Source organism: Selenomonas sp. oral taxon 126 (assembly GCF_001683335.1).
GTDB lineage: Bacteria > Bacillota > Negativicutes > Selenomonadales > Selenomonadaceae > Centipeda.
The window spans coordinates 482,836-495,447 of the sequence record NZ_CP016201.1; the positions used below are offsets into that span (position 1 = coordinate 482,836).

The following is a 12,612-nucleotide window of genomic DNA, read 5'->3' on the forward strand; positions in this document are numbered from 1 at the left end:
ACGAGCCAGATTACATCGGGAAGCGTCTCCGAGTACGTCATGGCCAAGGTCGAAAAATCCGAGGGCGTCTACACCTTTACGAAGGACTCGACGATCAAATCCGACCGCTATAACGGTGCAATCCTCGGCGATAACAAGCCCATCACCATCAATGCCGCAGATAAGACGCTGACCGTCGAGGCGAAAAAAACGACCAACGGCTTCCTCACAGGACTGTATCACCGCGGCACTGTCTTGGGCAATACTCCAAAGAACGGCGCCATCACCATTACGGCAAAGACGCTAAATATCAACGCCGAGGGCATCGGTAAAACCTACGGCATCTACAACACGAGCGACAATCTCCTGCGCGTCAAGGGTAATACGAACATCACCGTCAAGGGTGCCACGGGCAGTGATGTCACGGGGATTGAGGCGACACTGAGCGGCACGACGCAGCTCGACGGACTGACGCTCAAGCAGGAAAAGAGCAGCAACGCCGAGCATCGCGCCATCCGCAATACGGGCAAGGGTTCGCGCGTCTTTGTCAATATGGATGCAGACGGCAATCTCGGCACGAGCAAGGTCGAGATCGAGGGCAATGTTCTGACACACGGCGAATATGCCGAAGAGGGAAAATACCCGCTGACAAGCCTTGCGCTGACGACGGCGGACTCCAAGCTCACAGGCACAATCCTTGCCGGTGAAAAGGGCAAGGTGGATCTCTACCTGCAAAACGGCGCCTCGTGGTACAATGAGCACTACGGCACGACGGCAGGTCTTATCGCAAGCCGTCTCACGAAGCTCACAGGCGGCGCGGCTGCTGCAAGCGCAGGCAATGTCTACATGAAGGAAGCGAAGGATCTCACCATCGCAAACTATGCGGGGCATACGAACTTCTTCTTCGAGCATGACGCCGCTGCGCCGACCGCGCTCAAGGGCGGCAATGTGAAGGTCGAGAAGGCGGCGGCAAACAGCCACGCGACGATGATCACCGAGCATACGGGCGTCACCTCTGCCAACCTCACGGATGTCCTCAAGGCGCTCGCAAAGAAGCTCTACTATATGGACAGTGCGGACAGCCGCAACCTCAGCGGCACGGTCAAGGTGCTCGAGGGGCTGACCGCATCGAGTGCACAGGTGACGGACGGCTTCGGCTACATTGCGTTCGATGCGGATCATCGCGGCGTATACAGTGCGACCGCACCCGTCTACCACGATCAGACAATCGAGAACTTCACCGCACCGATTACCAATACGGCCGCCGACACCGTATACGCGACCGGCGGCGTGCGCAAGTCCGATGGCAGCTACGTCTTCACGAAGGACAGGACGACGATCACGACGAACAACGCCCCTGCCGCCATCACGAACAACGATGTAGCGGCAAAGCCGCTCTCCATCGACATGAAGGGGCATGACCTCACCGTCTCTGCGAACAGTGCCGCCTCCGTCGCAGGCATCGCTGCCGACGGCAAGGAAATCACCGTCAAGAACGCGGGCAATCTCGACATCGCGGCACGTTCTGCGAACAGCGCCGCCATAGAGGCGAAGAACGGCGGCAAGGTGACAGTCGATGCGGCTACGGATAAGACGGTAAAGCTCCGCGCCGCGTCCGGCACGCCCGCAAATACCGCCGTGGTCAAGGCTGCCACGACGGGTACACGCTCCTCCGTTAAGATTAACGGGCTTGCAGACATCGCGGCGGACGGTGCAAAGGCAGCGGCAGCGCTCGACGCATCCGCATCCGACATCAGCGTTGCGGGCGGCACGATTCGGGCAACGAACGGCGCGCTCCTCGCACGCTCCTCCGGGACGGCTGACAAGAAGGGTCGCATCGACATCAACGTGACGACGGACAGCGCAGGGACTGTGACGGGCGCGGGCGCGAACAAAACCGTGCTCGAAGGCGATCTCAGCACGGCAAACGGCGTCATCAACATCGGTCTAGGCACCTCGGATTCCTCTTGGAAGGGGAACAGCAATGGCGAGGTCAACCTCCACATGGGCAACGACGCCCTCTGGGAGGGCAAAACGGGAACCGCTTCCCAGCTGAATATGAGTCACCTTGCATCCGGCGCACGTTGGAATCTCACGGGCACGAGCCATGTGAAGAACCTCGCAGCGTCGAACACGGTAGGACGCAGCGTCTTCGACATGACGAGAACTGCGTCCTCGGACAAGCTCACGATCGAGGATTTCAGCGGCAAGGGCTATTTTCTCTACGGCAACACGGTCACATCCACAGCGACGGGAAAGACCGTCACCGTAAACGGCGGCGAGGTACACGTCAAGAAGGCGGCAAGCGGCAGTGCGATCACACTGCACACCGATGCCGGCGGGAAATGGGACTGGACAACCACCGCAGGCGCAGTCGAGCAGAACCTCACATCGCGCGTGGTCAAGGCGCTCGCAAACAAGCTCTACTATGACGGCGCCAAGAACAATGAGGACAATCTCGCACTCACGGTCAAGGTCGGCGAGGGTCTGACGACCTCCTCCGCCGCCCGCACCTTTACGAAGACGGACGGACTGACCTTTAACAAGATAACGGGACAGGCGGACTATGCCTTTACCCCTGCTCCCGAGCCGCCGCCCTCGACGGAAATCACGGCATCCAAGACGCTCACAGGAACGTACCGCGCAGAGGCGACGACGGCAAAGTCGAAGGACGACGGCGGCAATCCCGTTGTCTCCGCCCTCTATGCAGGCACCTCCGCCTATGACAAGACGAATCCGATGGTCGTCGATATGAACGGGCACGATCTGACTGTGCATGCCGAAAGCAGCGACAGGATCGCCCGCGCGATCAACCTCTCCCCCAATGCGGCAATCGAGATCAGGAACGCTGCGGGCAGGACGCTCACCATCTCCGCGACCAACAAGGATACGCGTGCGGCGGCCGGCATCTACGCCGGCACGAACAGCTCGCTGAAGGTAAAAGGACCCGTCCTCATCGACGGGGTACGGGCCAACAACGTCAGCGTCTCGGGCATCACAACGGGTGGCGCGATCGGACAGGCGAGCGAAGTGTTCATCGACGGCGATCTGACCGTCCGCAATCTCGTAGGCAAGACAACGGGCGGCGCAGGCGACGGGCGCAATCTCTCCGCGCTCCACGCCCTGAGCGGCAAGTCCACGATCACGGTGACGGGCAATACCGACATTCAAAACGTGAAGGGCAGCGTCATTCGTGTTGCAGGCTCGACGGGCTACGAGGCAGGCGGCACGGTCAGCATCGGCGGCGGAACCCTCTCGGCAGCAGAGGACGCCGACAAGTCGAAGCGGTACCGCGTGCTGACCCAGCAGACAGGCAAGGTTAATATCAACATGAACGGTGCCGCCGCAGGCTCGAAAAAGACCGTTCTCAGCGGCGATATGTATGCAGTCAGCGAATATGGGAAGAAGTCAGTTGAATACGGCGGCGGTGCATTGGCCTCCTATGAGAATAAGGGGACGTTGAACGTCGCGCTCACAACCGCAGACTCCTCGTGGCACGGTGCGCTGCTCTATGAGACAACCAGGTCTCAGCGCGGTACGGGCGGCGTGACGAATCTCAAGGCGGCGGACTTCAATTTCTATCTGCAAAACGGCGCACAGTGGACGAATGAGCAGCTCTCCGGCACACATGAGACGTGGGCAGGAAGCCGTGTAACCAAGTTCACGGGCGGCAGTGATGCCGCACATGCGGGCGTCATTTTCCAGAAGGATGCCAAGCCCATCACGATCGACAGCTACAGCGGTCATACGAAGGTGTTCTATGCGCATGACGCTTTGACGCCAACGCGGATGCTGGGCGGCGCACTGACCATCACCAAGGCGGCGACGGGCAGCGCCATCACACTCACGACGGACAGCATCGGACTCAATACGGAGTCGAAGAAGGCGGCGGATGTGAACCTCGTCAGTGCAACGCTCGACGCCCTCGCGAAGAAACTCTACTATACGGCGTACACGACGAATGAACGCAATCTCACGGGCAAAGCCGAGATCGCCGAGGGTCTCACGACCTCGTCCGCCTCGAAGCGCGTCGGGGACATCACATTTGACAAGGCAAGCGGACAGGGCGGCTATGCTTATACGCCGGCAACTGATCCGAATCCCGGCACGACCCCGGGCACGAATCCCGGCACCAATCCCGGTACCAACCCCGGCACCAACCCCGGCACGAACCCCGGCACCAACCCGGGCACGAACCCCGGTACGGATCCGAAGCCGCCCACACCGAAACCAACACCTGATCCGAAGCCCGATCCGAAGATCGAGTACGGCGACTACGAAACGAAGCTCATGAGCGGCGTCAAGTCGGCGATGACTGCAGCCTCAATGGCGTGGCGCGCCGAGGCGAACGACCTCATGAAGCGCATGGGCGATCTCCGCCTCTCCCCCGAGGAGACGGGCGTCTGGGCGCGTGTCTATCGCGGAAAGGCAACGAGCAACAAGGACAACGCCAACTTCCGCATGAACTACTCCACCATTCAGGTCGGCTACGACAAGAAGGTGAACGACGCATGGCGCGTCGGCGTCGCGGGCAGCTACATGAGCGGCTCCTCCTCCTACGCCGCCGGAAACGGTAAGAACAGGGAAGGAAACCTCGGTGTCTACGGCACATGGTCGGGCAAGCAGGGCGAATACGTCGATCTCATCATGAAGGTCGGCCGCCTCTCGAACGAGTACACCGTCTACAACGACTACGGGCACTATGTCAAGGGCGACTTCACCACATGGGGCGGCTCTCTCTCGGCAGAGTACGGCAAGCGCATCTCCATGAAGGACGGCAGCTTCGTCGAGCCGCAGCTCGAGCTGATCTACAGCCACCTGAACGGCGTGAACTACACAGGCGACACAGACTACAGCGGCATGAAGATGTATGTGCATCAGAAGCCGTTTGACAGCTTCATCGGACGCGTAGGACTCGGCGTTGGCAAGGAGACAGAGCGCAGCACCTACTACGCACGTGTCTCGCTCTACCACGAATTCGCGGGTGATTTCCACACGGACTACTCCGATGGATCCACGCCGAAGATCACCTCGCAGAGCGGAAAGGACACATGGGTTGGTGTTCAGCTCGGCGGCACGATGAAACTCAATGACCGCACGAATCTCTACGGCAACTTCGAGAAGACCTTCGGCGGCGACATCAAGACCGCGTGGCGCATGGATGCAGGTATGCGCTGGAACTTCTAAAACATTTCCCTCCTTCATATTTCCATCCATAGAAAAGACGCACCCGCGCGGGTGCGTCTTTTGGTATGGAGTCCCTTCTTGATGATTTCCAATAGGTACATTATAATGAATATGGGGTGAGTATCATGACCGTAGTAAACGCGACAAATTTCCGCAGAAATATCTTTTCCCTGCTGGAACAGACCATTAAATACAACGAGCCTGTCCACATCAGCACGAAGTCCGGCAACGCCGTCATGCTCAGCGAGGAGGACTATCGCGGACTGATGGAAACGCTCTATATCTCCTCTGTCCCCCATCTGAAGGACGAGATTCAGGAGGGTATGCGCACGGAGCTTGCCGACTGCATTCCGGAGAGCGGGATTGCATGGTAATGTACGAGATTTTCTATACGAAGAACGCCGCTAACGATGTGCAAAAACTAAAGGCTGCAAAACTGGACAGAAAAGCACGCGCATTGATCGATCTGCTCCGAGAAAATCCCTTTCAAAATCCGCCGCCGTATGAAAAGTTACAGGGTGATCTGCAGGGAGCATATTCCCGCCGAATCAATATCAAGCATCGTCTCGTCTACCAAGTCCTAGAAGAGAAAAAGCTGTCAAAATCCTCAGTATGTGGACACATTACGAATTCTAAGGGCTGTTGCACGAAGTCTTTTGACTCATGCAACAGCCCCTTTGTATTCACTTTTATGCGCCAAGCACCTCGTCCATCGAGAGTTTCATGCGCTCGATGGCGATTTCGAGGTCGGGCTTTCCAATGTTGAGCGGCGGATTGAAGTAGAGGATATCGCCGAGCGGGCGCAGGAGCAGCCCGTTCTTCAGCGCGCGACGGTAGATGGCATAGCCGAGGCGGCGCGCACTGTCGAACGGACGCTTTTCCGTGCGATCCTCCACCAGCTCGACAGCGTGAATCAGCCCGATGTGGCGGATCTCGCCGACGTTCGGATGCGCGCCGAACACCTCCGTCATGCGCTCCGTGAGCCACGCCGCCGTCTCCTCGGCGCGCTCCAATACATTCTCCTCGTCCATGATGTCGAGCACTGCGAGCGCCGCCGCACAGCCGAGCGGGTTGCCCGCATACGTGTGCGAGTGCATGAACGCCCTGCCCTCGCTCCAATCGGCATAGAACGCCTCGTAGATTTTCTCCTTTACAATCGTAATCGACATCGGCATATAGCCGCCCGTCAGCCCCTTCGATAGGCACATGATGTCGGGCGTGACGCCTGCGCGCTCACAGGCAAAGAGCCGCCCCGTCCGCCCGAAGCCTGTTGCAATCTCATCCGCAATGAGGAGAACATCATATGCATCGCAAAGGGCGCGCAACTTCCTGAGATATGCCTCGGGGTAGATGCGCATGCCCGCGCTACCCTGCAGCAGCGGCTCGACGATCATCGCCGCTGTCTCATGCCCGTGCTCTTCAAAGGCACGCTCTGCGTGAACGAAGCACTCGCACGCACAGTACTCGCGCGACTGTCCAAACGGGCAGCGATAGCAGTCGGGTGCCTCGACGTGGATGTTGTCCATCATCATCGGCTTATACATCTCGGCAAAGAGATCCATACTCCCGACCGAGAGCGCGCCGATGGTCTCGCCGTGATAGCCCTCCGTGAGGCACATGAAGCGCGTTTTCTCCGTGCGCCCCGTCTGCTGGCAGTATTGGAACGCCATCTTGAGCGCTGCCTCGACCGCAGACGAGCCGTTGTCGTTAAAGTGGAACTTCGTCAGTCCGCTAGGCACGAGATGCGCCAGCCGCTCCGCAAGCTCTATCGCGGGACGGTGGGAGAAATTTGCAAAGATGACGTGCTCGAGACGCTCAAGCTGCGCCGCAATCCGCGCGTTGATTTTCTCGTTTGCGTGCCCGAGGAGATTCGCCCACCACGAGCTGATGATGTCGAGATATGCGTGCCCGTGCACGTCGTAGAGCCACGCCCCCTTTGCGTGGTCGATCACCATCGGCGGCAGTTCCTCGTAGTCCTTCATCTGCGCACACGGATGCCAGATATGGCGGAGATCCCGCTCCTCGATTGTCGGCATAAAAGCTCTCCTCTCAGTTGTAAAGAACGGCAAGATCCTCTGCCGCCATCGGCAGTTCCTCCGCGCCGTGCGGGACACGCGCGAGCACGGGCGCACCCGTCAGTGCTTCGACCATACGCACATTGTCCTCCTCCATCGTGCCGCCCACCCAGTTGTTGAAGATGAAGCCCACGAGAGGGATGCCGCGTGCCTTCAGATGCTCCGCTGTCAGCACAGCCGCGTTGATCGTGCCGAGTCCTGCATCCGCGACGACGAGCGCGGAGAGCCCGAGACGCAGGGCGAGATCGTCCAGGATGACGTGCTCCTCATCATCCCAGCGCAGCGGGCAGATGATGCCGCCGCTCCCCTCGACCGTCAGATAGTCCGTCCGCTCCTTCGCCATACGGTAGTCGCGCTCCACCACATCAAAATTGATCGGACGGTTCTCAATCTGCGCGGCGAGATGCGGCGATACGGCGTCGCGATAGATGTAGGAGACGTGTGTGTCCTCCGGCGCAAGCTGTGCGACCTGCGCGACATGAAGCGCGTCCCCCGGCAGGAGCTGCCCGTCCGCACCGACCTCCGCGCCCGAGAGCGCCGCCTTGTAGTAGCCCGCACGAAGCCCCGCTCCGCGCAGTTTTTTCACAATCAGCCCCGTGACGTAGGTCTTGCCGATGTCCGTGCCCGTCCCCGTGATAAATAATGCCTTGCCCATCATGCTCTCCTTGTTCACATCAATACCTGTATTTACGTTCCTCAAACACCGTTATACTGTGAGGAAACGCATCCGTGCGGCGCTCCTAAGCAAACCCTAGTGGAGCAAGCGGAAGCAAGGGCACGTTCTGCCCCCTGCGGATTTCTTTCGTTCAAGCGCGTAGCGCGCGTTTAAGAAGTCCGCAGGTATTAGGGAATCACGAACTCAATGATGCCGTTCAGATTGGTGCAGATTTTCCGTCCTGTCAAGAAGATAAACCGGAAGCATAGCGGTGGCTATGCTGAGGATTTATCGACGCAGAGAGGGCGAAAAAGATGTGCCAAGATGAATGGTTGAATGAGTCCGTGATTCCCTCGCAGATAAGTGCCCGACCGCTTGCGTAACTAAGCGTTTGCGTGGAGTACGCACGGATAGAAATGCGGCGGCATTCATCTACAGCCACAGCCCCGCCTTCTGCGTGCGCACGCCGATGTACGCCGCCGCGAGGCAGAGCAGGAAATCCGGCAGTACCTGCAGCACGCCGCAGTACCAGATCGCGACCCAGAAGCCGATCGGCGCGTCGATGATGTAGTTCGACGCGAAGTAGAAATACGAAATGCCGAAGACGTAGACCACCGCCATGCCCGCGAGACACGCGACGAGGACGCGTCGGAACGTCGGCGCGCCTGTGCGGCACATCGCACCCGTCACCCAGCCCTGCACGATGAAGCCCACGAGATAGCCGAACGTCGGCTGCAGGACGTAGCCCGGCCCGCCGCCCGAGGCAAATACGGGAATCCCGACCAGCCCCATCAGCACATATGTCCCCACCGCGAGCGCACCAAGCCGCGCCCCGAGCATGACGCCCGCAAGCAGCGTAAAGAGAAACTGCAGCGTGTAGACATCCGTCCCGACCGGAATGCGGACGAATGCCCCAACGGCAACGAGCGCAATAAAGAGCCCACATAGAATCATTTCCCTTAGCTTCATAATGTTCAGATACCTCCAAGCATATTTATCGGTGAAATAAATCTGTTTTATCATACACTTTTGGAGGTTTACTGTCAACTAGATTATTTTTATCTGGTTTACAAATGTTTTCCGCGCACAAAAAAACGCATCGCTTCAGATGCGCTTTTGTTTTCACTATTTACGTTTTCGTCACACGCACGTGATCCATCTCCGTGCCGTCGGGCAGGAAGCACGCAATTTCGATGGCATCCCGCGTGACATCCATCGTGAGATAGTTGTCCGTCTCGGGCTGCGGGAGCGTCACCTCGTCAAAGGCGTGGTCAATCCAGAGATTCGGATAGCGCACATTGCCCGCAACGCCCGTGAGGATGTAGAGCGGCCCCTTCTTCGCCGCCCCCTTCTCGAAACCGTAGATATGCCCGCGGTTGCGGTATGTGTGCAGATGTGCCGTGAACACGATGTCGATCCCCAGCTCGTCAAAGATGGGCATCCACACGCGCCCGTTCTCCTCATCAATGCCCTCCGTGCGCTCGGGGCGTCCGTTGATGCGATACTGCAGCACATCCTTGTGCATGAGGACGATGTTCCAACGCTTCCGATGCGCCTTCAGATCACGGCGAATCCACGCAAGCTGTTCCTCGACGAGCCCGTTCTTGAACTCCCCGATTTCCTTCTGCTGGGTGCAGAGCACAACATAGTGCACGTCGCCGTAGTCAAACGAGTAGTAGTAACGCTCGAAATCCTTGCTTCCGTTGCGCGGCGTCTTGAAGTAGTGCAGATATGCCTCGGGCAGGCGCACTTTCCAATCGCGATTATACGTCTCGTGGTTCCCCATGACAGGCGCCATCGGGATCGATCGCTGCATCTCCTTGATCCCGACGAAGAACTCTGTCCACTGAAGACGATCCTCGCCGTTGTCCACGAGATCGCCCATGCAGGTGAAGATCTCTGCATCCGTATTGCGCGCCCACGCCAGATGCGCGAGCTGCTTCCAGTCCGCATAGTCCGAGGACTGGGAGTCCGGGAAGATCAGCATCTTGTAGTTCTCATTCTCGGTCGGCGCATAGAGCATCTGCCAGTCGGTCGCCGCATCGCCCGCCGTAATACGGTACTGATAGGAGTTGCCCGGCGTAAGGTCAAGCTCCGCTGTGTATTGGTACACGTCCGTACCGTCATCGGTAAAGCGTGTATCCTCTGCGGCAAAGCGACGCACACCATCCGCCCCCTGCACGCGCAGCTCGACCATCTGATTCTCCACAGGGGAGGATACCTCCCACATAAGGACGCGCCCGCGCCCCACATCCGACGCGACAACCTGCCGCAGGCGCTCCACATAAAACACACCCGGGAACTGCCGCAGCGCCGTATCGCGCAGCCCACGCAGCAGATCGAGCTGCCAGAGCGCAGCCCCGCCCACCGCCAGCACGCCCGCTGCACCCGCAGCCTTGATAAAGTTTCGACGATTTATATTCTTATTTGCCATAGATTCATTCCCTTATAATCTCCCATACACCTCAGCATACACCTTGGTATGGGCTTCAAGTCAACTGTTTTCATCGCCTCATGCCGACTGCATATAACAGGAGGCGCGCTCCTCCTCCGTCAGCGTTCGTCCGTCCGCGCGCAGGTCGAGATAGCGCGCAACATCCACGCAGCTGATCCGCCCACCGGGGAGGAACGAGCCGGTATCGCACGCAATGATGTTGTTCGGCAGAAAGAGCGGCACATTGCGGCTCATGTCGCGCCCGCCGATCGCCTGCGTCGGCGTATGCCCGACAACGACGAGCTCCGCGCCGCGATAGAGCTCGAAGAATTCGTCGCGAATCCAGAGCAGATCGTTCGATGTCTGTTTTGTTCGCGTGGGATGCACGCCTGCATGGACGAAGAGGATGCTCTGCCCGCCGTGCTGCATGCGGAAATAGAGAGGACGCGCCTTGACAAATCCGATCAGTGCCTCGCGCTCCTCTGTGGGAAGCGCAGCGAGCTGCGCCTTCGTCACCTTGCCGCCATTCATCAGCCAGACATTCCAGTGCCCGAGGAGCGTTCTGCCCAGCCCATACTCCTTCAGATAGCCGAGCATCATCGCCTCGTGATTGCCGCAGAGCGCGTGCACATGCTCATAGCGCTCCACCTGCGTCTGCACAAAGCGCAGTGCCTCAACGGGAGCAGCACCACGATCGATATAGTCACCGAGAAAGACGAGCATATCTTCTTTATCGTCGAATGCAATCTGCTTCCAAAGAGCCTTGAGCCGATCTGCATATCCATGCACATCTCCCACAGCAAGAATCCGACGAAATTCCATCACAGCCGCCCCCTTTCTTTATTTATACTATTATAGCGTATATTGTCTGAAATGAACATGAGAGAAAAGACCCGCCTACGGCAAAGGCGTGATTGACATTCCACGCCGCGCGATATATGATATGAATGTTGGGTTATGTTCATTTACATGAACAGGAGGACGCAGATGATAGAACGTTATACACGCCCGGAGATGGGGCATCTCTGGTCGATTCAGAACGAGTGGCAGACCATCCTGAACGTGGAGATTTCCGCGTGCGAGGCGATGGCGGAGCTGGGTGAGATCCCCGCCGCCGCCGTGGAGAACATCAAAGCGAATGCGAAGTTCGATGTCGCGCGGATCAACGAGATCGAGAAGACGACCGATCACGACATCATCGCCTTTCTCACGAACCTCGAGGAGAATGTCGGCGAGGACTCGAAGTACATCCACAAGGGGCTGACCTCGAGCGATGTCAAGGACACGGCATACTGCGTCATGATGCGCGATGCTGCCGCAATCATCCTCGACGACCTGCGCGCGTTCCGCGAGGTGCTGCGCCGCCGCGCCGTCGAGTTCCGCCGGACGCCGTGCATCGGACGCACGCACGGAATCCACGCCGAGCCGATGACGTTCGGGCTGAAGCTGCTGCTGTGGAGCGCGGAGATCGAGCGCGACATCGAGCGCCTCACGCGCGCGCAGGAGATCGTCTCCGTCGGCAAGCTCTCGGGCGCGGTCGGCACCTACTCGAACATCGACCCGCGCATCGAGGAACTGACGTGCAAGAAGCTCGGCATCACGCCCGTCCGCCTCGCGACGCAGGTCATCCAGCGCGACCGTCACGCCGAGTTCGTCACGACGCTCGCCATCATCGCGGGCACGATGGAGAAGATCGCCACCGAGATCCGCAACCTGCAGCGCACGGACATCCGCGAGGCAGAGGAGTTCTTCAAGGCGGGGCAGAAAGGCTCGTCCGCCATGCCGCACAAGCGCAACCCGATCAACTGCGAGCGCGTCTCCGGCATGGCGCGCCTCGTGCGCGGCAACGCCGTCGCGGCACTCGAGGACATGACGCTCTGGCACGAGCGCGACATCTCGCACTCCTCCGTCGAGCGCGTCATCCTGCCCGACGCGACCATCAACGTCGACTACTGCCTGCACAAGCTGACGGGCATCGTGGACAAGCTCCTCGTCTACCCCGACGCCATGCTGCACAACATGAACCGCACGGGCGGACTCATCTACAGTCAGCGCATCCTCACATCGCTCGTCAGCAAGGGCATCCTGCGCCAGACCGCCTACGTCTGGGTGCAGCGCAACGCCATGAAGCGCTGGCTCGACAACGAGGATTTCCGCACGAACGTCGAGAAGGACGCCGACATCTCCGCACATCTCACAAAGGAAGAGATCGACGCCTGCTTTGACCATACCTATTTCCTGCGTCATGTGGATTCCATCTTCGCGCGCTTTGGTCTTTGAGA

General features: G+C 59.0%; 9 protein-coding genes. 4 read left to right on the forward strand and 5 right to left on the reverse strand.

The window, feature by feature from the left end; all coding sequences use genetic code 11:
• The first annotated feature begins 39 nt into the window (after window positions 1–39).
• The 3 genes from AXF19_RS14930 (at window position 40) to AXF19_RS13340 (ending at window position 5,932) form a co-directional block, all read left to right on the forward strand.
• On the forward strand, window positions 40–5,166 hold the full coding sequence (locus AXF19_RS14930) for an autotransporter outer membrane beta-barrel domain-containing protein (protein WP_237141656.1): 5,127 nt from the start codon (window positions 40–42) through the stop codon (window positions 5,164–5,166).
• Window positions 5,167–5,291: 125 nt separating this feature from the next.
• On the forward strand, window positions 5,292–5,540 hold the full coding sequence (locus AXF19_RS02000) for a type II toxin-antitoxin system Phd/YefM family antitoxin (RefSeq protein WP_066844356.1): 249 nt from the start codon (window positions 5,292–5,294) through the stop codon (window positions 5,538–5,540).
• The gene (locus AXF19_RS13340) at window positions 5,540–5,932 is read left to right on the forward strand and encodes a Txe/YoeB family addiction module toxin (protein WP_237141657.1); all 393 of its coding nucleotides are present in this window, start codon (window positions 5,540–5,542) and stop codon (window positions 5,930–5,932) included. Before AXF19_RS02000 ends, AXF19_RS13340 begins: the two co-directional genes overlap by 1 nt.
• Here AXF19_RS13340 and bioA read toward each other — a convergent pair.
• The 5 genes from bioA to AXF19_RS02025 all read right to left on the reverse strand — a co-directional run bounded on the left by bioA (window position 5,856) and on the right by AXF19_RS02025 (window position 11,152).
• Entirely contained in the window at window positions 5,856–7,202 is a 1,347-nt protein-coding gene (gene bioA / locus AXF19_RS02005) for an adenosylmethionine--8-amino-7-oxononanoate transaminase (RefSeq protein WP_066844359.1), read from the reverse strand. The two genes, AXF19_RS13340 and bioA, sit on opposite strands and share 77 nt — an antisense overlap.
• Window positions 7,203–7,215: 13 nt before the next feature.
• The gene (gene bioD / locus AXF19_RS02010; protein ID WP_066844362.1) at window positions 7,216–7,896 is read right to left on the reverse strand and encodes a dethiobiotin synthase; all 681 of its coding nucleotides are present in this window, start codon (window positions 7,894–7,896) and stop codon (window positions 7,216–7,218) included.
• A 432-nt stretch (window positions 7,897–8,328) separates the two neighbouring features.
• Window positions 8,329–8,865: a biotin transporter BioY gene (locus AXF19_RS02015; protein WP_066844365.1), complete on the reverse strand. Its 537-nt coding sequence runs from the start codon at window positions 8,863–8,865 to the stop codon at window positions 8,329–8,331.
• Window positions 8,866–9,025: 160 nt separating this feature from the next.
• Window positions 9,026–10,330 carry a metallophosphoesterase gene (locus AXF19_RS02020; protein ID WP_066844368.1) on the reverse strand — a complete coding sequence of 435 codons (1,305 nt, stop codon included), beginning with the start codon at window positions 10,328–10,330 and terminating at the stop codon, window positions 9,026–9,028.
• Between the two features lie 78 nt (window positions 10,331–10,408).
• On the reverse strand, window positions 10,409–11,152 hold the full coding sequence (locus tag AXF19_RS02025; RefSeq protein ID WP_066844370.1) for a metallophosphoesterase: 744 nt from the start codon (window positions 11,150–11,152) through the stop codon (window positions 10,409–10,411).
• A 165-nt stretch (window positions 11,153–11,317) separates the two neighbouring features.
• Here AXF19_RS02025 and purB point away from each other — a divergent pair, with 165 nt between their 5' ends.
• Window positions 11,318–12,610: an adenylosuccinate lyase gene (purB, locus tag AXF19_RS02030; protein ID WP_066844372.1), complete on the forward strand. Its 1,293-nt coding sequence runs from the start codon at window positions 11,318–11,320 to the stop codon at window positions 12,608–12,610.
• Window positions 12,611–12,612: the final 2 nt, after the last annotated feature.

Excerpts from the sequence above, each read along its gene's own strand:
- AXF19_RS14930 (WP_237141656.1), top strand. The coding sequence starts at position 40 with ATGGCCAAGGTCGAAAAATCCGAGGGCGTCTACACCTTTACGAAGGAC.
- AXF19_RS02000 (WP_066844356.1), top strand. The coding sequence starts at position 5,292 with ATGACCGTAGTAAACGCGACAAATTTCCGCAGAAATATCTTTTCCCTG.
- AXF19_RS13340 (WP_237141657.1), top strand. The coding sequence starts at position 5,540 with ATGTACGAGATTTTCTATACGAAGAACGCCGCTAACGATGTGCAAAAA.
- bioA (WP_066844359.1), bottom strand. The coding sequence starts at position 7,202 with ATGCCGACAATCGAGGAGCGGGATCTCCGCCATATCTGGCATCCGTGT.
- bioD (WP_066844362.1), bottom strand. The coding sequence starts at position 7,896 with ATGGGCAAGGCATTATTTATCACGGGGACGGGCACGGACATCGGCAAG.
- AXF19_RS02015 (WP_066844365.1), bottom strand. The coding sequence starts at position 8,865 with ATGAAGCTAAGGGAAATGATTCTATGTGGGCTCTTTATTGCGCTCGTT.
- AXF19_RS02020 (WP_066844368.1), bottom strand. The coding sequence starts at position 10,330 with ATGGCAAATAAGAATATAAATCGTCGAAACTTTATCAAGGCTGCGGGT.
- AXF19_RS02025 (WP_066844370.1), bottom strand. The coding sequence starts at position 11,152 with ATGGAATTTCGTCGGATTCTTGCTGTGGGAGATGTGCATGGATATGCA.
- purB (WP_066844372.1), top strand. The coding sequence starts at position 11,318 with ATGATAGAACGTTATACACGCCCGGAGATGGGGCATCTCTGGTCGATT.